22 protein-coding genes and 1 riboswitch are annotated in these 23,917 nt (G+C 39.0%); of the genes, 5 read left to right on the top strand and 17 right to left on the bottom strand.

What is annotated here, in order from left to right; all coding sequences use genetic code 11:
• Together HB912_RS04330 and HB912_RS04325 are read left to right on the top strand one after the other, a co-directional pair.
• Positions 1 to 246 (top strand): hypothetical protein, encoded by a 246-nt coding sequence (locus HB912_RS04330; protein ID WP_185372393.1) that lies wholly within the window; start codon positions 1 to 3, stop codon positions 244 to 246.
• 367 nt (positions 247 to 613) lie between these two features.
• Positions 614 to 1,279, top strand: a complete 666-nt coding sequence (locus HB912_RS04325) for a GTP pyrophosphokinase (RefSeq protein ID WP_221635601.1) — start codon at positions 614 to 616, stop codon at positions 1,277 to 1,279.
• 29 nt (positions 1,280 to 1,308) lie between these two features.
• Here HB912_RS04325 and HB912_RS04320 read toward each other — a convergent pair whose 3' ends face one another.
• The 4 genes from HB912_RS04320 to murB form a co-directional block, all read right to left on the bottom strand.
• Positions 1,309 to 1,905: a VanZ family protein gene (locus tag HB912_RS04320; protein WP_244964412.1), complete on the bottom strand. Its 597-nt coding sequence runs from the start codon at positions 1,903 to 1,905 to the stop codon at positions 1,309 to 1,311.
• Positions 1,906 to 2,059: 154 nt separating this feature from the next.
• On the bottom strand, positions 2,060 to 3,118 hold the full coding sequence (locus tag HB912_RS04315; protein WP_425324759.1) for an AI-2E family transporter: 1,059 nt from the start codon (positions 3,116 to 3,118) through the stop codon (positions 2,060 to 2,062).
• Positions 3,119 to 3,237: 119 nt separating this feature from the next.
• Entirely contained in the window at positions 3,238 to 4,170 is a 933-nt protein-coding gene (locus tag HB912_RS04310) for an NADP-dependent oxidoreductase (RefSeq protein WP_185372391.1), read from the bottom strand.
• Positions 4,171 to 4,263: 93 nt separating this feature from the next.
• A complete protein-coding gene (murB, locus tag HB912_RS04305; protein WP_185372389.1) occupies positions 4,264 to 5,160 on the bottom strand; it encodes a UDP-N-acetylmuramate dehydrogenase in 897 nt (298 codons plus the stop codon).
• A 199-nt stretch (positions 5,161 to 5,359) separates the two neighbouring features.
• Between murB and HB912_RS04300 the strand changes: the two genes are divergently transcribed.
• Positions 5,360 to 6,349: an ABC transporter ATP-binding protein gene (locus HB912_RS04300; protein ID WP_185372387.1), complete on the top strand. Its 990-nt coding sequence runs from the start codon at positions 5,360 to 5,362 to the stop codon at positions 6,347 to 6,349.
• Positions 6,346 to 7,863, top strand: coding sequence for an ABC transporter permease/substrate-binding protein (locus HB912_RS04295; RefSeq protein WP_185372385.1), 1,518 nt, complete (start codon positions 6,346 to 6,348; stop codon positions 7,861 to 7,863). The genes HB912_RS04300 and HB912_RS04295 overlap by 4 nt, the downstream gene beginning before the upstream one ends.
• A gap of 40 nt (positions 7,864 to 7,903) precedes the next feature.
• On the opposite strand, the gene HB912_RS04290 is transcribed toward HB912_RS04295, so the two are convergent.
• The 9 genes from HB912_RS04290 to HB912_RS04250 form a co-directional block, all read right to left on the bottom strand.
• Complete coding sequence (locus HB912_RS04290) at positions 7,904 to 8,734, bottom strand: hypothetical protein (RefSeq protein ID WP_185372382.1); 831 nt, start codon at positions 8,732 to 8,734, stop codon at positions 7,904 to 7,906.
• 118 nt (positions 8,735 to 8,852) lie between these two features.
• The gene (locus HB912_RS04285; protein ID WP_185372380.1) at positions 8,853 to 10,181 is read right to left on the bottom strand and encodes an Nramp family divalent metal transporter; all 1,329 of its coding nucleotides are present in this window, start codon (positions 10,179 to 10,181) and stop codon (positions 8,853 to 8,855) included.
• A 68-nt stretch (positions 10,182 to 10,249) separates the two neighbouring features.
• Entirely contained in the window at positions 10,250 to 10,921 is a 672-nt protein-coding gene (locus tag HB912_RS04280) for an ABC transporter permease subunit (RefSeq protein ID WP_185372378.1), read from the bottom strand.
• A gap of 15 nt (positions 10,922 to 10,936) precedes the next feature.
• Positions 10,937 to 11,863 carry an osmoprotectant ABC transporter substrate-binding protein gene (locus tag HB912_RS04275; RefSeq protein WP_185372376.1) on the bottom strand — a complete coding sequence of 309 codons (927 nt, stop codon included), beginning with the start codon at positions 11,861 to 11,863 and terminating at the stop codon, positions 10,937 to 10,939.
• Between the two features lie 13 nt (positions 11,864 to 11,876).
• Entirely contained in the window at positions 11,877 to 12,530 is a 654-nt protein-coding gene (locus tag HB912_RS04270) for an ABC transporter permease (protein ID WP_036073664.1), read from the bottom strand.
• A 3-nt stretch (positions 12,531 to 12,533) separates the two neighbouring features.
• Positions 12,534 to 13,715 (bottom strand): betaine/proline/choline family ABC transporter ATP-binding protein, encoded by a 1,182-nt coding sequence (locus HB912_RS04265; protein WP_185372374.1) that lies wholly within the window; start codon positions 13,713 to 13,715, stop codon positions 12,534 to 12,536.
• A gap of 176 nt (positions 13,716 to 13,891) precedes the next feature.
• The gene (locus tag HB912_RS04260) at positions 13,892 to 16,153 is read right to left on the bottom strand and encodes an ATP-binding cassette domain-containing protein (RefSeq protein WP_185372372.1); all 2,262 of its coding nucleotides are present in this window, start codon (positions 16,151 to 16,153) and stop codon (positions 13,892 to 13,894) included.
• 117 nt (positions 16,154 to 16,270) lie between these two features.
• Positions 16,271 to 16,831 carry an energy-coupled thiamine transporter ThiT gene (thiT, locus tag HB912_RS04255; protein ID WP_185372371.1) on the bottom strand — a complete coding sequence of 187 codons (561 nt, stop codon included), beginning with the start codon at positions 16,829 to 16,831 and terminating at the stop codon, positions 16,271 to 16,273.
• Positions 16,832 to 16,903: 72 nt separating this feature from the next.
• Positions 16,904 to 17,006: riboswitch (TPP riboswitch) on the bottom strand.
• Between the two features lie 61 nt (positions 17,007 to 17,067).
• Positions 17,068 to 17,448, bottom strand: a complete 381-nt coding sequence (locus HB912_RS04250; RefSeq protein ID WP_185372369.1) for an MmcQ/YjbR family DNA-binding protein — start codon at positions 17,446 to 17,448, stop codon at positions 17,068 to 17,070.
• A 100-nt stretch (positions 17,449 to 17,548) separates the two neighbouring features.
• Between HB912_RS04250 and HB912_RS04245 the strand changes: the two genes are divergently transcribed.
• Positions 17,549 to 19,150 carry an ABC-F family ATP-binding cassette domain-containing protein gene (locus HB912_RS04245; RefSeq protein WP_185372366.1) on the top strand — a complete coding sequence of 534 codons (1,602 nt, stop codon included), beginning with the start codon at positions 17,549 to 17,551 and terminating at the stop codon, positions 19,148 to 19,150.
• Between the two features lie 36 nt (positions 19,151 to 19,186).
• On the opposite strand, the gene HB912_RS04240 is transcribed toward HB912_RS04245, so the two are convergent.
• The 4 genes from HB912_RS04240 to dapA form a co-directional block, all read right to left on the bottom strand.
• Complete coding sequence (locus tag HB912_RS04240) at positions 19,187 to 19,846, bottom strand: DUF4352 domain-containing protein (protein WP_185372364.1); 660 nt, start codon at positions 19,844 to 19,846, stop codon at positions 19,187 to 19,189.
• Between the two features lie 56 nt (positions 19,847 to 19,902).
• Positions 19,903 to 21,234 (bottom strand): FAD-dependent oxidoreductase, encoded by a 1,332-nt coding sequence (locus HB912_RS04235; RefSeq protein WP_185372869.1) that lies wholly within the window; start codon positions 21,232 to 21,234, stop codon positions 19,903 to 19,905.
• 96 nt (positions 21,235 to 21,330) lie between these two features.
• Positions 21,331 to 22,998, bottom strand: coding sequence for a ribonuclease J (locus HB912_RS04230; protein ID WP_185372362.1), 1,668 nt, complete (start codon positions 22,996 to 22,998; stop codon positions 21,331 to 21,333).
• 14 nt (positions 22,999 to 23,012) lie between these two features.
• On the bottom strand, positions 23,013 to 23,897 hold the full coding sequence (dapA, locus tag HB912_RS04225; RefSeq protein WP_185372360.1) for a 4-hydroxy-tetrahydrodipicolinate synthase: 885 nt from the start codon (positions 23,895 to 23,897) through the stop codon (positions 23,013 to 23,015).
• Positions 23,898 to 23,917 lie beyond the last annotated feature (20 nt).

Genomic DNA, 23,917 nt, shown 5'->3' with positions numbered 1-23,917 from the left:
TTGGCCGAATTACGTTACTATAACTCTTTTAATGAGCGAACCTTTGCAGAGATTATAAACTATATTGGTGAGCATCTTGCGGAATGGAGAATGAATAGCTTTATACCAGTTTCAGACGCAGTGTCTATCTTTAACTTAATTAATGAATTATCTGGTGGAAACCGTTTTTGGAATGAAGAAGTCACACGGCGAGTTGAAGATGCCGTACTTGAATTACAAGAAATGATCAATTCACTAGAAGAATAAGAGATAAAATGTAGGTTTATTAGTCAGTTGGTTCAGTTTATAGTTTATTAGTCGCTTGTGGAGAGCAAAGCAAATAATATCTAGCTACGAAGGTTCTTATCTTGAAACAACAATTAAAGAATAGAGAAGTTTTATGTGAGGGAAGGCAATAGCTTATCCCTTACTTAAATCTTAAATTTTCTAGTTTACATAATATATATTATAGGAAGTAGTGATAAAACCTTGACTTCACTTCAAATAGCATATTCAACTATACTAAACCTAATTATACTTCACGCCTTATCGTTTTCTAAGACGTTTCAGTAGCTTTTACCTCGGGAATTATACACATGGGTACATCTAAATGTTTTTAAGGAGCTGATTTTTTATGGAAAATAAAGAAGTTATGCGTGAATTACAACGCTGGCTTGGGGATAATCCTCAATTCGAACAAAATATGGCTTTTCTCGAGGAATTTCAGTATTTGATGATGTGCTATCGTAGTTCCATTAAAGAAGTTCAAACTAAACTCGAGATTCTTGCTGATGAGCTCTCACTGCAAAAAAAACGTAGTCCCATTCATACTATTGAATCCAGAATTAAAAAACCAAAAAGTATTGGCGAAAAACTAATTAAGCGTGGTAAAACGATTTCTATTGACAATATTCGAAATGAACTTAACGATGTTGCAGGTATTCGCGTGACTTGTTCTTATGTCGATGATGTCTACGATATTGTCAATATGCTTGTTTCTCAAGATGATGTTGAATTAATTCGTACAAAAGATTATATTAAAAACCCAAAAGAAAGCGGATACAGAAGTTTACATATTATTGTTGCCATTCCGATATTTTTATCTGAAAAAAGTGAGGTTTTTCGAGTTGAAATTCAAATTCGTACGATTGCGATGGATTTTTGGGCCAGCCTCGAACACTCCTTGCGTTACAAAGGCGGAGTCCCTCCTGCTGCTTTCAAACAACTTGAAGATGCTGCGACTAGTATTTCAAAAATGGAAGATCAAATGCTTGCTATTCGTAAATATATGGAAGATTAGTATATATTTCGCCTAAATAAAAGCACGTCTCAGCTAGAGACGTGCTTTTGTTTGCGGTTAATAATCAAAATAGCTAGACGCAATACTAAATAACCAATCATGATCCCACATACATTTAAGAAGATATCCCCAGTGTCAAAATAACCAACAGCGAAATAATATTGCATCGATTCCACGCCTGTAATCAAACCTAGCGCTAGAACTAGTGCTTGATAGCCTTTTAATTTCCACATCAGAAATCCAGTTGGGATAAAGGCTACGACATTCCCCACCGTAATAACTCGTAAATTTCCCTCTACGAAAGGTTTAATAAAACCGAATGTATCAAATGATAGTCCACGTGCATGAGAATCTTTTGCAAATAGCAAAAAGAATAAACATCCAAAATAAATCAAATAGGAAATGACTAATAATTTTAAGTTTAATTCTAAACTCATTATTTGTACAGCCGCTAAATAAACAAGTGCTGCTGTGATCGCAATCGTTATATAGTCCATAAAACTATAATTTCTCATGAGTTGATTCAAATAAAAGTACATCCAGCCTTCGAAAAAATGAAAATAAAGAAAAACGGCTAGTAAAATGGAGGTTACTGGTAATACTGTCCATGTAAGTATTTTTTTCAATTTAAATTCCTCCTTTAACTAATGATTGTTTCCATTATAAAATAAATTTGTTAAAGAAGTTTTAAACAGCAAGAAAGAAAACTTAAAAATCTTCTTGCAAAAGTGTAAATTTCCCCTTCTCTCCCCCACATTTAATATAAAACAAGACCCAGAGTCAGCTCTCTGGATCTTGTTTAGGTGTTTTTTTTGGTTTCTTTTCTAAAAGATGTTCAGCTTGATCAGTGACTCCGAGTACATCTAGGAAAAACATGACAACAGGAATTCCAACAATCAGTCCCCAAATGCCGAAGAAATGTTCTCCAAAAATCAAAATGATAAACGTGTAAAAAACAGGCAGATCCGTTTTTGCAGACATTAATTTTGGATTTAGGACATAGGATTCAAGCGCATGAATCACGACGACAATCAAAATAATATAGAACAAATACTGAACTCCGCCAATTGTATAAGCGATAATCGTAAGTGGAATCATCGAAATGATGACACCTGCAACAGGGATTAACCCTAGTAAAAAGACCATGATAGAAAGCGTCATAAGTTGTGGGAAGCCAAGTATCCACAGGGCAATTGTTGTTAATACGCAGTTCACAATGGCGATTAAAAATTGCGCTTCAATAACTTTACCAAATGTCGCTACGAATTTTTGGCCAAAGTATTTTACTTCTTCATAGATAAATGCAATTTTACTGGTTGCAAATTGATTCGTAAATCGAATTAGTTGGTCTTTTCCTAAAGAGAAAAACAAGCTCAACATTAATGCAATAAAGGCATTGAACAACACAGTCCCAATATTGGTTAAATATGTCACGATAATTTGTACACCTTGCTCGGTATATTTCATCACATCCACTTGGTTAGCAAGATTTACAATATAATTAATAAACTCGTTATTACTATCATCTGTTGTGAAAAATTGGTTGATAAAATTCACTAACTGTTTAATTTGTTCCGTAAGTAATGGTACATATTTTACGACGACAAAGACAAGAGCTAGTGCGATAACCGCATAAAGAATCAACACAATAATTTGCCTATAAATCGAAATTCTCCGTAAAATAAAGCCTTCGAGCCGAGTAATCAAAAACGAAAAAATAAAAGTCAGCAAAATAATGTCCATCATGCTCCGAAGTAAATACAACACAAAAGCGACAAGAACGAAAACTGCTACACGCCGCACACTTCTATTTTTAAAAAACTGTATCAAACTGTCCAAAAGGTGAAATCCTCCCATTCTAAAATGCCTAAATTCATTGTACCAAATAACTCGGTTCGTTGCATGTTCCAACACAACAAAAAACCCGGCAAGAAACCGGGAGTTTTGCTTCACCAATTTTATTTAGCTACTTCGATGACGATTTTACCTCTTACATGCCCCGTTTCACTTAATTCATGGGCAACCTTCACTTTTTCAAGTGGAAATCTTGCAGCAATCTCTGTTTTTATTTTACCAGCTTCAATATAGTTACGGAGCTCATCTAAATCAGCTCCGCTAGATTTCACCCAAAGCCCTTTTGCATTTGCTCGCTTTTCCTTAGCAAGTTTTGGATCTGGGGCTCCTGCAATAGAACCAATTCGCCCACCTTCTTTTAGAATCGAAAAGCTTTCTATTTGACTTTTGCCCCCGATCAAATCGAAAACGACATCGACCGGTTCCGTATCCAAGCTATCATTTTTTGTATAATCAATCACTTCATCCGCGCCGAGGCTTTTTACATAATCGATATTTTTAGGTCCTGTCGTTGTCACAACATAGGCACCGAGGATCTTTGCAATTTGAATAGCAAAACTACCCACGCCACCAGAGCCAGCAGAAATAAAGACACGTTCTCCCTCACCCAGTCCAGCAAAGTCCCTTAATGCTTGATACGCAGTTAACGCTGCAAGAGGAACAGAAGCTGCTTCTTCAAAATTCAAATTGCTAGGTTTTTTAGAAACAAATAATTGATTAACCGCAACTTTTTCTGCATAAGAACCGTTACGACTTGTATCAGCACGTGCATAAACTTCATCGCCAGGCTGAAACATTGTGACTTCTTTTCCAACTTCTTTCACGACACCCGAAACATCAAGTCCAAGAATAAACGGAAAAGGAATATCGATCATTTGTTTCAAGTAACCTTGACGTAATTTCCAATCAATGGGATTAACAGCTGACGCCTTCACTTCAATTAGTACATCATCATCTTTTAATATCGGATCTGGAAAATCATCTACATACTGAAGCACGTTGCTGTCCCCGTATTCATTCATAATTATAGCCTTCATATTATATCAACTTCCTTTCGAATAAAGCATCTCTCAGTACCCATTATTTCCTATTCTAACTTGATTTAAACATAAAAAGACAAGCCATTAAAATCACTTGTCTTCTCCAATAATCTTCACTTCAGTCTCCAAGTCCACATCAAAATTTCGCTTCACCGTTTCCTGAACATGATGAATAACTTCCATATAATCGGTTGCTGTTGCACAGCCTACGTTCACAATAAAGCCTGCATGCTTCGTCGAAACTTGCGCGCCACCAATTTGGAATCCTTGTAGGTCACTGTCTTGAATTAATTTCCCAGCAAAATGACCAGGTGGTCGTTTGAAAACACTCCCACAAGACGGATATTCAAGCGGTTGTTTAGCTTCACGCGCTTCAGTAAGTTCTGCCATTTTTGTTTCAATTGGCTGTCTTTCTGAAAGCTCTAGCACAAACTCAGCACTGAGTACAATATAATCCTTATCCGCAATCGTGCTTTTCCGGTATTTAGCTGCTAATTCTTCACGTTTCAAGTGTAATAAGTCCCCTGAACGTGTTAAAACTGTAGCCGCATCCAGTACATCACTAATTTCCCCCCCGTAAGCACCTGCATTCATATAAAGTGCCCCGCCAACAGAACCAGGAATTCCGCAAGCAAACTCAAGACCACTTAGCTGTGATTCAAGCGCAAACCTTGAAACATCAATAATTTTTGCTCCACTTCCAGCAATGATACGAGTTTCATTTCTCACGATTTCATTCAACAAATCAAGGTGCATTACAACACCACGAATGCCACCATCTTTTATAATCAAATTTGAACCGTTTCCAAGGACAGTTAGTGAAATATTTTTTTCATGACAATAATGAACAAGTGCTCTAGCTTCATCGATCGTTTTTGGCATAGCAAACAAATCAGCTTCCCCACCTGTTTTCGTGTACGTGTATTTTGCTAAGGATTCATTTTGCTTGATCAAAAGATCCGGTATTTGAACACCTAAATCTTTCATTAGATTTTCCACTCTTTTCAAAACCTTTCCATTCCAGTTCTTACTTCTAGGATTGTTTGCAATCTTACCTTCTATTTTAACACGATAGCAATATTTTACAAAATAAATCATTATAATTTCTATTTGTCGTCAAAAAATGGTAAATTATAGGATATAAACAGAGAAGTCAGCTTTAAAAAATAGAAACCGGGAGGATAATATGATTCGCTTTGAAAATGTGACAAAGAAATATGAAAATGATTCAGTCGCCGTTGATCACTTAAACCTCAATATCGAAGATGGAGAATTTTTCGTTTTTATTGGTCCAAGTGGATGTGGCAAGACGACCACCTTAAAAATGATCAATCGGCTTATCCCGCTCACAACAGGGACAATTTATATCAACGAAAAACGCATTAGTGACTATGATATTCACGAACTGCGCTATGATATTGGCTATGTGCTTCAACAAATTGCATTATTCCCACATATGACAATTGCAGAAAATATTGCGATTGTTCCCGAATTAAAAAAATGGGATAAACAAAAAATTTACGATCGAACAACCGAATTACTTGAAATGGTTGGACTCGATCCCACTTTATATCGTGATCGTAAGCCAAAGGAACTTTCTGGTGGCGAACAGCAACGTGTTGGTGTTGTTCGAGCTCTTGCAGCTGACCCGAGCATCATTTTAATGGATGAACCTTTCAGCGCGCTCGACCCCATTTCTAGACAGAAATTACAACAAGATATTTCTGAGCTCCAAAAGAAAATCAAAAAAACCATTGTTTTTGTTACTCATGACATGCAAGAAGCTTTGGCGCTTGGTGACCGCCTTTGTCTTATGCAAGATGGGAAAATCGTTCAATGTGATACACCGGAGAATATACTAAAAAATCCTGAAACTGATTTTGTTCGTAATTTTCTTGAGTCTGGCAATCTTTTACCAAAAACATTATTTGACCGTTCAATCAAGATTTCTGATTTAGTCACTAAAAATTTCTGTACTCAGGCACAAGCAGGAAACGCAAGTGAGGAAAGCCGACATTTAAAAATCACCGATTCACTCGAAAAACTCGTTACCGCGCTCTCAGATGCTAAGAGTGTTTCTATCGAAAATGAAACAGGTCTACTAGTTGCAACTATCACAACGAATGATTTGCTGGCCTTCTTATCGAGTAACCTGGAAGAAGGTGTCACTCCATGAATACATTCATCGAGACATTCCTAGACCGAAAAGACGATTTGCTTACCGCTTTAATTGAGCACATCCAAATTTCATTTATTTCTCTTTTCATCGCCGTTTTAATCGCCTTACCACTTGGCATCTACTTAACGCGCCATAAACGCATCGCAGAACCAATTATTCAAGTAGCCGCCATTTTCCAAACGATTCCATCACTAGCCTTATTAGGCTTACTTATCCCACTTGTTGGGATTGGCATCGTGCCCGCGATTATCGCACTCGTTGTTTATGCACTCTTGCCTATTTTGCGCAATACTTATACAGGAATTGATGAAGTAGACCCTGCCTTGATTGAAGCTTCTCGGGCCATGGGAATGAATAAATGGAAACGACTTTATAAAGTACAACTTCCACTTGCTTTACCAGTCATCATGGCGGGAATTCGAACGGCTACGGTGCTGATTATTGGAACGGCCACACTCGCAGCATTGATTGGCGCAGGTGGCCTTGGAGATCTCATATTGCTTGGAATTGACCGCAATGATAATAGTTTGATCTTGCTTGGGGCAATACCTGCTGCTTTACTTGCGATTCTATTTGATTTCGTGTTACGTTTTTTCCAAAAAGCTTCTTTTAAAAGCACTGTGATTACGATATCTTTAGCCATCTTGTTAACAGCAGCCTTGCTGATTGTTCCGCATTTTACAAGTGATAAAAAAGACATTACAATTGCTGGTAAACTCGGAGCAGAACCGGAAATTCTGATTAATATGTACAAATTACTTATTGAAGATGAGACGGATTTGAAAGTGGAACTAAAGCCGAGCATGGGGAAAACGAGTTTCTTATTTAATGCGCTGAAGTCTGGTGATATCGATATCTATCCAGAGTTCACCGGGACCGTTCTTGAAACGTTCACGAAGGAACCAGCAAAATCTCATTCTGCTAGCGAAGTTTACGAACAAGCTCGAACTGGTTTAGCTTCTCAGTTTAAGATGACACTTCTAAAACCGATGCAATACAATAATACTTATGCCATCGCAGTTTCCGAACGACTTGCTAAAGAATACGGGCTTAAAACGATTTCTGATCTGCGCCCAGTGGAGCAACAAGTAAAAGTGGGCTTTACAGCAGAATTTGCTGACCGTGGTGATGGCTATAAGGGACTGCAAGAAAAATATGGAATCACCTTTAATCATCTTGAAAAAATGGAGCCTAAGCTTCGCTATACAGCGATCCAAGCTGGTGATATTGATGTTTTAGATGCCTATTCAACGGATAGCGAACTGGAGCAATATCATTTGAAAGTTCTAAAAGACGATCAAAAATTATTTCCGCCATATCAGGGCGCTCCTTTAATGTTAACTAAGACGTTGCAGAAGTATCCTGAACTGAAAGCCCCACTAAATAAATTGGCCGGGAAAATTACAGATGCAGAAATGCGAAAAATGAATTATCAAGTCAACGTTGATGGTAAATCTGCCGAAGTTGTTGCCAAAAATTATCTTGTTCAACATGATTTATTAAAAAAATAAAAAATACCCGCTGAAACAAGTCCGTTTCAGCGGGTATTTTTTAATTTCGGATCAATTTAACCATTTTTTCAAGTTTCGGTTTGTAAAATCGACATAAGGCCTCATATTCTTTATTGAATTCCTGTGCGCGTTTCGGCAGATCCTCATCATGGTCGATTAATAAACCTTTTTCAAGTAGCGGTCGCAGAGAAATGATTTGATCAAAAATAAGACCAGCACTCGTATCACTTAAAAGCGCAACGAGTTTCAGTAAAGCTTTTCGCTTCGAGGCAGGAAGTTGTTTTTGATGATCATGAACCCATTTGGCAAGTATTTGACGATTTTTTCTAGTTGCTTCAAGATAGATCGTTTGCGCGTAAGCAGCACTCATAAACAAAATGGACAAATCTTCCGCAGATTTCCAGTCTTCTGGTTGAATTTGACCTTGTTCCTTGATTTTTTCATTTAGTAAACTGATATCTTCCTGATAGATATCCATTTTATGCTGTTGCTGTTTGTAAACTTCAAGCGCTAAGCTAAGCTTGTCAACAGTTGGTTGCATGAAGTCATCAAATAAATCACCGTCATTTAAAATAAGCTGTGTTTGCTCAATTCGTTCTGCTACAACGCTATCACGTTCTTTCACAACATCTGAACGTTTTGAAAGATACTCAAAGTAAAAATTATAGCGCTGTAACTTAAGTACCACTTCTTCTGCTACTTTCCTATCTGCAAGGCTTTTATCAGCATTTAGCACAGCGACTCCAGAAATTTTTCCAAGTTTTGTATAAATCATAACGTGAAAAGATTGATTTTGAGCTTCAATTGTATAAGGCAAAAGATGCTCTTGCTCAAGTAATCGTTTTTGTTGTTTTACTACTTTATCCTCCATCCTACTCCACACCTTTACTACGGTTATTCGCTAATTCAATTATAACGAATCTAGATAAAAAATTCGAGGGAAATAATTAAAATTCTTTTCATTTATAGTTTACATAATAGTATTATCGTCAAACAAAAGTATGAATCAGTAGATAAATATTCAAAATCGCAATAAAAACAGCTACTATCCAAGCTAGCGCTTTTAACCAAAGACGGTTTACAAAAACTCCCATCTTTCGCTTATCACTTGTAAACATAACAAGCGGAATAACCGCAAATGATAACTGCATGGAGAGAACGACTTGACTTAAAATCAAAAGTTCATTCGTGCCCCTCGCTCCATAAAGTGCTGTCACAATAACCGCAGGAATAATTGCAAGAATTCTTGTAATAAGTCGTCTAATCCATGGTTTAAGACGAATATTCAAAAAGCCTTCCATTACAATTTGACCGGCAAGCGTCCCAGTTAATGTAGAATTTTGTCCAGAAGCAAGAAGGGCTACTGCAAAAATGACACTAGCAATACCGCTTCCTAAAACGGAATTAAGCAATTTATAGGCATCTTCAATCCCCGCCACTTCAGTATGTCCAGAATAATAAAATGCGGACGCAGCTAATATAAGAATGGCTGCATTAATGAATAGCGCTACCGTTAGAGAAAAAGTAGAGTCAATAAAGGCAAACTTAATTGCTTCTTTTTTCCCTTTTAGACTGCGCTCATATTGTCTTGTTTGTACAATGGAAGAATGCAAATACAAATTATGCGGCATGACTGTCGCGCCCAAAATTCCCAGTGCAATATACAACATGGTAGGATTTGTCACCACTTCTTTTTGTGGGATAAAACCGTAAAGCACTTCTTTTATCTCGGGACGGCTCATAAATAATTCGACACCAAAACAAACAAGGATAGTAACCATCAAAGTAATGACAATGACTTCAATGTACCGAAACCCGCGATGTTGAAGCAAGAGCACAAGAAAGATGTCAAGCGCCGTAATCACTACCCCGACAATAAGCGGTAAACCAAAAAGTAAATTTAAAGCGATCGCGCTCCCGATTACTTCTGCTAAATCCGTCGCAATAATCGCTAATTCGGCCAGTACCCATAAAACAAATGATGTCTTTTTGGAGAAACTATCTCGTGATGCTTGCGCTAAGTCGCGACCGGTTGCAATGCCCAGTTTGGCTGCCAACGATTGTAAGAGAATGGCCATTAAATTGGAAATCAAAATTACTGAAAGCAGTGTATACCCAAACTCAGAGCCTCCGGCAATGGATGTCGCCCAGTTTCCTGGATCAACGTACCCAACGGCAATTAAAGCCCCAGGCCCCATAAAAGCAAGCAGTTTGCGAAAAAATGAGGCATTTTTAGGGACTTTTATGGAATTATTCACCTCACTCAGACTCTCTGTTGTTTGTTCCTCTCGCCAAGCTTCCCGTTTATGCTTTGCCACGTTGTTCCCTCCTTGAACTAATGAAAGAGCGGGCGAGAGTTCTCTCCTGCCCGCCCAACGTTATAACGTTATAGCGCTTCTGATAATTTTTTCTTTTTATTTTTCACAGGATTAATTGCTCTTTCCACCCAGCCGAGTAGCAAGTCAGTAATGATCGCCATCAGAGCAGTTGGAATCGCTCCTGCTAGAATAATCGCTGTCCCGTTAGTCGCATTCGTCCCACGAACAATGATATCACCGAGTCCACCTGCACCAACGAATGTCCCAATTGCAGCGACACCAATTGCGATCACAAGTGCATTTCGAATCCCTGCCATGATAACTGAAAGCGAAAGCGGAAGTTCTACCATGCGCAGTATCTGCCACTTAGTCATCCCCATCGCTTTTCCTGATTCTAACAACGCTCCGTCAACATTTTGAATGCCTGTGTATGTGTTTTTTAGAATGGGCAGGAGCGAATAAAGGAAGAGTGACAAAACGACGGTATTTGTCCCAAGACCAAGCACAAGCATTAGGACAGCAAGCATAGCAAGGGCAGGAATCGTTTGGATGATGTTAGCAATTTGAATCACCCAATTCGCCAGCCGTTTCTTTCTTGCAATATAAATCCCGAGTGGAATAGCTACAATACTTGCAAAGAGTACGCCATAAATACTCATCAGAAAGTGGCGCCAAAACTCTTCCATGACATAGCTTCCATTGGTTGCGTAATAGTCGATTAATTGTTTTAGAGTTTCCACTGGTCCGTTCCCTCCTTATTTTTTATCCTCAAAGTAATTATGCTTCTCTAAAAATTCCTTCGCAACGACAGAAGGTTCTTTTAGTTTTCCATCAGCTTGATAGTTCAGGCGTTGCATTTCCTCTGTTGAAATGGTTCCGACAAGTTTATTTAATGTCGTTTTGATTTCAGGATGCTCTTTCAAAATTTTATCAGTTGCAAGCGGTGAAGCGTCATACGGTGGAAAGAACTTTTTATCATCTTCGAGAACTTTCAAGTTATAAGTTGGAATTCGACCATCAGTTGAATAGCCAAGTGCAACGTCCATTTGTTTGTCCTTTAAAGCAGTGTAAATTAAGCCGATTTGCATTGGAAAGATTTTTTTGAACTTAATATTGTAATCTTTCGAGAAAGCTTTATACCCGTCTCCTTTCCGTTGCATCCATGAATTATCCACTCCAGCCGTAAGCTCACCCTGAACAGGACGCATATCACTTATGGTTTTTAAGTTATATTTTTTAGCTGTATCTGCTCGAACCATAAAGGCGTAAGTATTCGCAAATCCATAGGAATCAAACCAGGTTTGGTGAAATTTCTCTTTAAACCCTTTTTTTACAGCAGTAAGAGCTTTTTTAGGGTCTTTAATTGGCTCTTCACCAAGCGGTCCAACAAGATCTGTTCCTGTATAACGTGTAGCTGTAATATCAACGTCTCCATTAACCATTGCCTGATGTTGCACAACAGACGAACCGAGATTATTAACTAGCTCCACTTTTAAATCTGTGTCATGTTCAATCATCTGCTTCACAATATTTGATACAATCTGAGATTCCGTTGTCGAAAGGGATCCAACGCGGATCGTCCCTTCTGACCCTCCACCAAGTCCAGGTAACGAACAGCCAGAAAGCAAGGTACCGAAGGATAACAGAATCACAGCAAGCAATGCAAGTGTTTTTTTCTTCATTCTATTTTTCCTCCTATCCGTTATTTCTTGCGTCGCGAAGTGGTTTTGGTGTCAACGCATTTTCAAGTTTACCTAAGAAAAACTCAACAATAAGCGCGAGGATGGTAACTGGAATAGCTCCGCCTAGAATTAAATCTGGGCGATAAAGGTTCAAGCCGTTAAAGATAAAGTCCCCAAGTCCCCCTGCTCCAATATAAGAGGCAAGCGTTGCCCAAGCAATAATATAAACAGTCGAAAGCCTGATTCCTGCCATGATGACAGAGATGGAATTCGGAATTTCAACATTGGTGATGAGTTGCCAGTTCGTCATTCCCATCCCCTTCCCAGACTCAATCAAGTTCGGATCAACGCCCCTTACACCGATGAAAGTGTTACGGAGAATTGGGAGTAGTGCGTAGATGAATAAGGCGATGATTGCTGGAAAAGTCCCTACACCAAGGATTGGGATAATAAAAGCCAAGATGGCAAGGGACGGAACCGTTTGCAAAACTCCAACCACACCAATGACAAAGTTTGCAATCTTCGGAGAACGAGTCAAGGCAATTCCTAGTGGAACCGCCACAACAATTCCTAGAATAACTGCAGCTAGCGATATGTATAAATGCTGCCAAGTTTGAACAAGCAAATTATGCCCATTTTCTTGAAAAAAATTTTGTATCGCATCCATTGTTTATTCGCCTCCTTCAGAAGTGGCGACTGTTTCGTTTACATCAGCTGGCTCAGTATCTTCTTGCTCTTCTCCCCAAATGGAATCGTATACCATATCCACTAAGCTTGCACGTGTAACAATTCCGACAAGATGATTGTCATCATCAACAACTGGCACATACTTATATCCACGTTTTAAAATCCGCTGAATTGTATCCCTTAGTAAGGCGTCTTCTTTTACATAGAACACATCCCGCTCAAGGATATCTACAACAGAAGTTGCTCTTCTACGCTCAGAATCTATTTTTTCAACATCGATATAACCTTTTAGCACTTGCTTTTCATCAACAACTAAAAGTGTATCTACGCGTTTTTGTTTCATGAGTTGAATAGCCGCTTGAAGTGATTTATCTGCTGTAATGGAAACAGGACTTGTATTCATAATTTGACGAACTTGTGTAACATCTGGTTGCGCTTCGATTAAACGATCTTTTCCTATAAATTCCTCGACAAATGAATTTGCTGGATGCCGCAATATTTCATCTGGCGTATCAAATTGAACGACCTTCCCTGCTTGCATAATCACAATCCGATCAGCAAGCTTTAGTGCTTCATCCATGTCATGGGTAACAAAAATGATCGTTTTCCCAAGCTCTTGTTGCAAATTTTTAAATTCTTCTTGCAAAGAGTCCCGTGTAATTGGATCCAGTGCACCAAATGGTTCATCCATCAAAATTAAGTTTTGTTCAGCAGCTAATGCACGTAAAACCCCAATCCGTTGTTGCTGTCCACCACTTAGCTCATATGGATAGCGATCGAGATATTCTTCTGGTAAATCAACAAGCTTAATTAGCTCCTTTGCCCGCTCTTGCTTTTTCTCATCTGACCATTTCAACAGCTTCGGAACTAACACAATGTTATCTCGAATAGTCATATGAGGCATTAACCCAATTTGCTGGATTACATAGCCGATCGAGCGTCTTAGTTTAACTGGATCTTCTTGTAAAATGTCCTTATCATCAATAAATATTTTACCTTCTGTAGGATCGATCAAACGATTAATCATTTTCATGGTTGTTGTTTTTCCGCAGCCACTCGGACCGATAAAACAAATAAATTCGCCTTTATCGATATCTAAATTGAGATCATCAACTGCCTTTTTTCCACCTTTATAGGTTTTCGAAACGTGTTCAAATCGTAACACTAAAAGCACCTCCGTTAATCATTTTTGATGAAACTCTATCCTGTTTTTTCCCTTGTTACGCTGGTATGAAACATTTTTAAGGAAAAACTTATTAAAATCAAGATTTTCAATAAGTAATATTTATTCCAAGTCTGAACAAAAACACCAGCGTTAACAGCATAATGAGCCTAGCCATTTTATTCCAAGTGCAAATATTTTTTTAAATGAGTGCCCGTAAATGATTCCTTTGTTTTCAGCAGATCGGCTGGATAGCCTTGGAATAAAACCTTGCCACCAAGACTCCCACCTCTTGGCCCCATATCAATAATCCAGTCAGCTTGGCTAATAATCGTTAAATTGTGTTCCAAAACAATCAACGTTTTCCCTTGTTTTTTAAGCTTTTGGAGCAATTCCAGTAAATGATCAACATCCTCTTCGTGCAATCCTGTACTGGGTTCATCTAAAATAAATAAATTAGCTTGTTTTTCCGTATCTTCCAGTAGCTTCGTCGCAATTTTAAGCCGTTGCAGCTCTCCTCCTGAAAGTGTATCCAAACTTTGCCCAAGTTGGACGTAGTTTAAGTTTGCATCTTGAAGAGCATGCAAAGCTTGGCGAACTTCAGGAATATCAATCAAGGTTAGCGCTTCTTCCACCGTCAAATTTAGCAGCTCATCAATGCTTTTCCCATGCCACTTAATTTGCAAGGCTTCTTCGTTATAACGCTTCCCGTGGCATTTTTCACAACGTTCGGTTACATTACCCATATAAGCAAGATCATATTTAATAAAGCCTTTCCCGTGACATTCCGGGCACGCCCCTTTTCCGTTAAAACTAAATAGCGATACACTTTCACCCGAGATTTCTGCAAATTTTTTTCTAAGAAAATCAAAAACCCCTAAATAAGTCAATAAATTAGAGCGGTGACTCCCGCGAATAGCCGATTGATCAAAAACAACTGAATGAGGGTATTTCGCCGTGAATAGTTTTCGCACAAGCGTGCTTTTCCCAGAACCAGCAAGCCCCGTCACAACCGTCAATGCTTTTTCAGGAAACTTCGCAGATTGATTTTTAATATTAAAAGCGCTGACTCCTTCTAAAGAATAAAATTTGGTAAAATGAGGCCTTTTCGAATTGAGCATCGGTCTTCTTGAAAGTGCTTTTGCTGTTACTACGTTTGCTGCTACAAATTCAGAAAAGTTACCTGAAAAAGTAATTTCGCCACCTTTTTTCCCTGCGCCTGGTCCCACTTCAATAACCGAGTCTGCAAGTGCAATGATGTCTGGATCATGATCAACAAGAACCAAAGTGTTTCCTTTTTGCTTCAAGCGTTTAAATACCTTTCCAATTCCGACTAAATCTTCAGGATGAAGCCCGACACTTGGCTCATCAAAAATGTAAAGAACATCAGACAAAGCACTGTTTAAATGTTTCGTCATTTTTAAGCGCTGTGATTCCCCGCCAGATAAAGTAGCTGTCTTCCGGTCGATCGTTAAATACCCTAGCCCTACAGCAGACATGCTTTCGAGCCGATTTCGCAAATCTTTTTGTATAACGGCCGTTTGATCCTCTTTAATCTTCTTCAAAAAACGAAGCAAATCCTCCGCTGACATTTTTGCACAATCTCCAATTGAATAACCTAAAATTTTGGCAGAACGAACCGTTTCGTTAACACGCGTCCCGTGACAATCTGGACATTCAACAGTGTTCGTTACACGTTTCAAATCAGCTTGATATTTTGCCCCATTTTTTTCAAGCAAGGATTTGCGAATTCGCTCAATCACGCCGACATATTCTGCTGTCTTTGGAAAGTGCTTCGTAGGATTTTCTGGTTTACTTCCCGTATCATAAAGAAGTTTCTCTAATTCCTGCGCTGAATAGTCTGCGATCTTTTTATGATTATCAAAATAACCCGATTCCGTATAACGTGAAAGACGCCACCCTCCAGGTTGAAAGGTTGGAAATTGAATGGCTCCTTCATTCAACGATTTTTCAAAGTCAATCAAAGCAGAAATATTGAAATCTGTCACTTCACCAATTCCTTGACACGTCTTACACATCCCTTGAGGATTATTAAAAGAATACACCATAGAATAACCAATAAAAGGTTGTGCAAGCCTTGAAAAAAGCAGTCTTAATCCAGTATAAATATCTGTCATCGTTCCAACAGTTGAACGGGCATTTCCCCCTACTTTTTTTTGATTGATGACAATCGAAACCGGTAAATTTTGAATGCGTTCTACATCTGGTTCCTCGTAATGCGGTAAAATTTGTTGAATATAGCTCGAATAGGTTTCGTTTAGTAGACGCTGTGACTCAGCTGCTAAAGTGTCAAACACGAGTGAAGATTTTCCCGATCCCGAAAGACCGGTTACAACGGTAATCTGTCCTTTTGGAATACTGACGGAAATATTTTTCAGGTTATTCGTTTTGGCGCCTTGTATGGAAATTTCTTCATGCATTCTTCTTCCTCCTCTACGCTCGCTTCTCACAATTCTTATTCTATGCTTTCTAGATAGAAATTCAACCATTACGCAAAAGAACGCTTCTCAAGTGAGAAGCGTTCTTCAATCCTTCCATTATTTAGGCAAAAAAAGTTGCGGTTTGATTTGGAGAATAATTGAGACAACAGCCCCTGCGACAAGGATCGTCGCTAAGCCACTTGCACCATTCATAACAAGTGAAAAGAGTTGAGCGCTCCAACCCTTAAATGCATAAGCGCCCCAAAAAACAACCCCAGCAACATAGTGCCAAAAATAACGAGCTACACCTCCAATAAACATGGAACTCCAAGCATAAAACTGAGCTTGCTTCATATTTTTTTGTTTAAGTGCTGCCTGGACATTTTTAGCAAATATTCCAGCAAAAGCAACAAAAGCAAAAGCGAGGATATATTCAATTAAAGCTTGGTTCCAAGTTAGAATATAGGCTTTTCCAGTTAAAAAATGGAGCAAACCCCAAAGTATGCCAGCGAAACCAGCTGCAAAAAAGCCGCGCCGCAGAGCAATCACATACATCGGAATCATTCCAAGCGAAATAGAGAAACTCGAGCCAAAATCAAGTGGAATGAAACTTAGCACCATTGCAATGGCTGCAAAAATAGCGCACTCAATCAAAATCAATAATCGTTTACTTACCATAAAAAATAAACTCCCTTCTTCTTTTGGTCAAAAACGTACCCCAGAAGAAAGCAGTTTTCCGGACTAACTAGAAAAGTGCAATCGCCACAATCCCTACGCTCGTTTTAACGAACAGGTTCAAAGGGTCAGAGTCTCGAAGACTCAATCTCAGCTAGAAGCTCCCCCTGTGGTAACGTTTATGTAGTTTGAACAAATTTATTATAAGGTGAATGCCCCAGAAAGTAAAGTTCTTTTATCTAGAAACTGTGAATTTCGGCTTGTTTCTTTTTGGAAAGTTTTGATAAAACAAGCTGATAACTATTTGTTAAGATGGCTTTCTCTAGTTCAAAATCGATCTTTTGATCTTGTGTTGTCACCACTGAAATCCAGTGTGTTTTATTGAGATGATACCCTGGAATAATCGCTTCATATTCTTCGCGAAGACGCTCCGCTTTATCAGGTTCACATTTCGCACTCACAAACAATTGCCCTTCTTTGTAGTGAATGAGCGCAAACATTTTTTCGCCAACGCGCATCACATGGAAATTCTCTCCAAATGGAAATGTTTCCACTGCGCCTTTAAGCGTTAAACAAAAATCGATACGTTTCTCTAGGTTAAATGGGTCTTTTTCTAACATAGCCATTCCCCCTTACTTTCCCATTTTAACATGAGAAAAACTTTATTTACAATTCAGAGCATGTTATGATAAGAGTAATGTGCTTTTTAGGAGGAAAAAAATGTTAACTGTTAGTAACGTTGGACTACGCTATGGCGATAAAAAATTATTTGAAGATGTTTCCATTAAATTTACACCCGGCAACTGCTACGGCTTAATCGGAGCAAATGGCGCTGGTAAATCTACGTTTTTAAAAGTGCTTTCTGGGGAAGTAGATTCACAGTCTGGAAGCGTGCATATCACACCCGGTGAACGACTTGCGGTTTTACAACAAGATCATTTCCAGTATGATGATGAACTCGTTTTAAATACTGTGATTATGGGACACAAAAAGCTTTATGACATTATGACCGAGAAAAACGCTATTTATATGAAACCTGATTTTAGTGATGAAGACGGTATTCGGGCTGCAGAGCTTGAAGGCGAATTTGGTGAACTTGGCGGTTGGGAAGCGGAAGCAGATGCAGCTATTTTACTAAAAGGGCTTGGTATCTCGCAAGATTTACATGATAAATACATGAAAGACTTAACCGGAAGTGAAAAAGTCAAGGTTTTACTTGCGCAAGCGCTTTTCGGAAAGCCTGATATTTTGCTCCTAGATGAACCGACCAACCACTTAGATATCCGTGCGATTCACTGGCTCGAAGAATTTCTCATCAACTTTGAAAACACCGTTATCGTCGTTTCTCATGATCGTCACTTCTTAAACAAAGTTTGTACACATATTGCCGATCTCGATTTCAGCAAAATTCAATTATACGTCGGAAACTATGATTTCTGGTATGAATCAAGTCAATTAGCGCAACAAATGATGGGCGATCGAAACAAGAAAAAAGAAGAAAAAATCAAAGAATTGCAAGACTTTATTGCGCGGTTTAGTGCCAATGCCTCTAAATCGAAACAAGCGACAAGTCGGAAGAAAATGCTCGATAAAATCACGCTAGAGGATATTCAACCTTCTAGCAGACGTTATCCTTTTATCCAGTTTAAGCCTGACCGAGAAGTTGGCAACGATTTATTAACGGTTGAAAATCTGACTAAAGAAATTGATGGCGTAAAAGTGCTCGACAATCTATCCTTTACCATTAACCGCAACGATAAAGTTGCTCTTGTCGGAGACGATGAAGTCGCAAAAACGACTCTTCTTCAAATTTTAGCGGGTGAGATGGAACCTGATTCTGGATCATTCCGTTGGGGCGTTACAACGAGCCAAAGCTATTTCCCGAAAGATAACTCAGAGTTCTTTGAAGACAACAACTTAAACCTCGTTGAGTGGTTACGCCAGTATTCTCCACAAGATGATTCCGAAGCTTTCTTACGGGGTTTCTTAGGGCGCATGCTCTTTAGTGGAGACGAAGTGCTGAAAAAAGTCAAAGTTTTATCTGGTGGCGAAAAAGTTCGCTGTATGCTTTCAAAAATGATGCTCTCTGGCTCTAATGTTCTTCTACTAGATGAACCGACGAACCACTTAGATTTAGAGTCTATCACCGCTTTGAATAATGGCTTAGTAGCCTTTGATGGGGCGATGATTTTTTCAAGTCACGATCACCAATTATTGCAAAGTATCGCAACGCGTATCATCAACCTTTCAAAAGAAAAATTTTATAATAAAGAAATTAGTTATGATGGCTACCTAGCAGAAGTGCTAGACGTCGCAGAATAAAAAAGAATCCGCTCAAACTCCCTTGAGCAGATTCTTTTATTTTGTTAATTTGATTGTTCCTGTTTCGGTTCTAACGGGATCAGATTCCGATCCAAAATAGCTAAGCCAAGAAAGCGCGACCGAATGAATGGAAGATACAGATTTTAGCTTTTCTAACGGAAAAACAAGCGTTCCTTCGATGGTTTTCCCTGGTTCAACCATACTCGCATCAAATTCTGAAAGTAGCACATCTCCACCATCAACTTCTATATTAGAAGCTTTCAGTGTTCCTTGGTTCGGGTAAGTCGTAAGCTTTTCTTTCCCATTGTTTTTTATAGATAGCTTAACGGAAATGCTTCCCGGCAATTCTTTTTGTTCCATTGTAGAGTAAACGGGCTTTTTCTCCATCTTGATCGTTTTAACTAGCAGGTCAATATTATTTTCACTGGTTTTATGATTTACTTGATACGTTTTTGCTTCTTGTGTTCCAGATTCATTAGTCGATTTTCCTGCCGAATAATTTAAAACTTTATTATTCACATCATCTAACTGTTTAAAGTGAAAGAACACGCCGACAATCGATGCAATCATGAGTATCATCCCCGCACCGACTAAAATCGCACCCACTTTTCTTTGTTTCGGGAAAAACAAGATAACAAGCCCAATCACAAACAAAATGAAGGCAAAGATGCCGCCTAAAATAATCCATAGTAACATGTAAAATACTCCTTCTTCTTGCTAATAATTGGTTTAATCATACCATTTGTCACAAGTTAGCGCAATGAAGGTAAATCCGATGCTTGGGATGGGTAAGCAAAAATAACTGAGTCAAGATCTGCAAGCGTTAGTCCCGCTTTCATTAAAAGGACAACATAATTGATCATGACATCTGCTTCTTCATTGATAAAAGACGCGCCAACAATTTTTTCTGTGCCTTTTTCCGTTATAATTTTTGCATGACTGAGATATTCATTGGTTCTTCGGTACGTATACCAGTTTTTCATATCTATTTCATTCACATGATAGCGATCTTTTTCTTGCATCGCTTCTCTTGCCGTCAAACCGATTTCAGCAAGCTTGGGACTCGAAAAGACAACGCTTGGAATTGCAGGATAATGAATCTCTTGTTTCTTGCCCAAAATATACGAAACTGCAAAGTCAGCTTCAAAACTATCTACTGGCGTAAGCGGAAGACCAGGAGTTATAGCAACATCTCCCACCGCTAGAACATGGGGGCTAGCTTCAAGCGATTGATTCACAATAATACCGTGTCGGTTCGTCTTAATCCCTGCTTTTTCAAGATTAAGCCGCTCAATATTTGGCTTCCGGCCAGCCGTTGCAAAAACAGCATCCACTTCAAGCGTCAAGTTTTCCGCAGAAAGCAATATCCCTGACTCTTTTCGCGTAAGCCGCTCCACATCGGTATCAAAGTGAAAATGAACGCCATCTGATTTAAGTGAACTGACAAGCATCGCCACGTGATCCTCATCAAATCCCTTTAGCGGGCGACTATTGTGATGAATCAAATGCACCTCACTTCCAGCCGCATGAGCAATCGCAGCAAATTCAAAGGCAATATACCCGCCTCCAACAAAGGCAATCCGTTTTGGCAACGTTTCTAAGTCCAAAAAATCGTCACTTGTGAGAAAAATTTCGTTTCCTTCAATGTCTGGAATACTTGGCCGTGCTCCAGTTGCGATAATAATATCTTCCGCAGCTAACGTATCCGCACCAACCTGCACCGTGTGAGCATCCAAAAAAGCAGCGCTCCCTTTAAACGTCTCAATTTTTGCTTCTTGAAAACCTTCTAGGCGACTTTCTGGAACTGGCTCAACAAAACTTCTCTTAAAATCTTGCAAATCTTTCCAATCTATTTCCGCAACTTGTTTAATTCCTTTTCCGCGTAACCGCTCCGAAAAATTATGAGCTTCCATCGCACCTGCAAGCACCTTTTTAGGATCGCATCCACGAAGCACACATGTGCCACCCCATTCACGCTCTTCAATAATAGCTACTTTTTTGCCCGCTTCATTGAGTGCATAAGCGGCTGACGTGCCACTCACGCCACTTCCGATTACAATTGCATCAAACCGATAATCCATGATTTTCATCCTCTCTCTTTGTCTTCTATCCCTTTTCCCGGATTTCGCTGGATAAAAACAAAGAAGTTTTGAGTTAGCTTTTTAGCTAACTCAAAACTTCTAGACTTCCATAATAATCGGCAAAATCATCGGACGTCGCTTCGTTTGTTCAAACAAGAAACGATTCAGTTGATCTCGAATATCTTGCTTCAATTTCGACCATTCAAACTCGCTATCCTGCAAGTTTTTATCCACGATTTTACTTACTAGTTTTTGCGAATCTTCAATTAAGCGTTCCGACTCACGGACGTAGACAAAACCTCGAGAAATCATCTCTGGACCCGAAATGATTTTTTTGCTACGACGACTTAGCGTGACAACAACAATGAAAATACCATCTTCTGAAAGAAGCTTCCGGTCTCTTAATACAATATTTCCAACGTCACCAACGCCCAGTCCATCAATCAGCGTATTCCCAGCATAAACACGGTTCCCAACTGACATTCTTCCCGCTTTATACTCGACAACTTCCCCTTTTCCAACCACAAAAACATTGGATTTCGGAATACCAACACTATGGGCCAATTTGGCATGAGCAATCAGCATCCGGTATTCTCCGTGAACGGGCACAAAATAAGTGGGCTTCAATAGGTTAAGCAAAAGTTTTAAGTCATCTTGGCTTGCATGTCCAGAAACAAACAAGTCACGGCTCATCGTAAGCACGCGCGCACCAGCACGGTATAACATATCAATCGTTTTTGCCATCATTGTTTCTAAAGAAGGACTTGGTGTTGTTGTGATGTAAACTGTATCTCCTGCTTTAATGTTGACTTTTGGATGGTTTCCTTTTGTCATTAGTTGCAGCGACTGAATAGGTTCCCCAAGATTTCCTGTTTCGATGATCGTAATTTCATCGTCAGGATATTTTTTCATTTCTTTGAATGGAATAATCAAATCATCTTCCATTTTCAGTTTATCTAAACTGCTTGTAATTTCGACGACACGTTCTAGTTCTTTTCCGACAATCACAACCTTACGCTTCGTTGCTGCAGACGCATCTAAAACTTGCTGCAAACGAATGACATTGGATGCCACACATGCAACAATAATCCGTCCTTCAGCCGTTCGAAATGCATGGCGAACCTCTGCTTCAATTTCGCTATCACTTGACGTTGTCCCAGGATGTTCAGCCTCCGAGCTATCCGATAATAGCGCTAAAACCCCGGATTCCCCAATATCAGCAATGGCACTAAGACTTGTTTCATAACCTTCTTTTGCAGACTGATCAAATTTAAAATCACCTGAATAAACAATGGAACCCTCACTCGTTGCTACAACAATTCCAACAGAGTCTGGAATGGTATGAGTCGTCCGGAAAAATTGGATGTTCACTTTATTGAATTTGATCACACTTTTTTCATCAATCACATGGAAATTTTTAAACCGCACTTTTCGGTATTCCTTTACAGAATTCTTAGCAAGCGCAATGGTCAATTCAGTTCCATAAACGGGAGCCTTTACCTTTTGAAGCAAATAGGGTAAAGCTCCTATAGCATCTTCATGTCCATGAGAAAGAATAATCGCTTTCACACGATCTTTGTTTTCTTCTAAATATTTGAAATCAGGAATAACAACGTCGATACCTAGAAGTTCATCTTCTGGAAACATCAGTCCCGCATCTAAGACAAAAATCTCATCGTCAACTTCGACGACATACATATTTTTCCCGCTTTCATCTACCCCGCCAAGCGGAATAATTTTAATCTGTTTCGCTTTTTTTAGTGGCAAAGCGTAAACCTCCTTTAGCTTTTTTGCGACTCTTCATAAATCGCTTTGAGTTTCTTGCCTTGTTCCTCATCCAAATCAACAAGTGGTAAGCGGACGTGACCAACATCAATGCCCATATCATTCAGTAAAAATTTCGTCGGAGCAGGGTTTGGTGAACTGAATAAACCACGCATTAGTGGAAGCAGTCTTCTATGAATTTCTGCTGCTTTCTTCACTTCCCCATTCTCGTAAGCTTCAATCATTTCTTTAGTTTCATTCCCAGAAACGTGGCTTAGTACAGATACCACACCTCGGCCACCAACCGATAAAATAGGTAAGGTCAAACTGTCGTCCCCACTATAAACTGTGAAGTCATCCGCTGTTTCTTCGATGATTTGCGAGATATTTTCTAAATTCCCACTGGATTCTTTTACCGAGACAATATTTTCTAATTTTGAAAGTGCAATGATGGTTTCCGGTTCAATATTGACAACAGAACGCCCAGGAATATTATAGATCATAATAGGTAGCGGACTATTTTCTGCTACCGCTTTAAAATGTTCATAAATCCCACGCTGATTCGGTTTATTGTAATAAGGAGTCACAACAAGCGCTGCATCATAACCACCTAAATCCGCTACTTCTTTTGTAAAACGAATCGTTTCTGCCGTATTATTGGATCCCGTTCCAGCGATTAATTTTGCTCGTCCTTCATTTGCTTTAACTACTTCCGTCATTAACTTGATTTTTTCGTCGTGTGACAAAGTAGGCGATTCCCCTGTTGTTCCTGAAACAACTAATCCATCTGATCCGGTTTCAATCAAATGATTGACTAGCCGGTGAATCCTTTTACGACAAACAACATCTTTTTCTGGATGGATGGGCGTCACCATGGCTGTAATCACTTTTCCAAAATCCATATCTATTCCCTCCTGATTTC

The organism is Listeria aquatica (assembly GCF_014223975.1).
GTDB classification, from domain to species: domain Bacteria; phylum Bacillota; class Bacilli; order Lactobacillales; family Listeriaceae; genus Listeria; species Listeria aquatica.
This window is presented reverse-complemented; position numbering and strand designations above follow the sequence as displayed.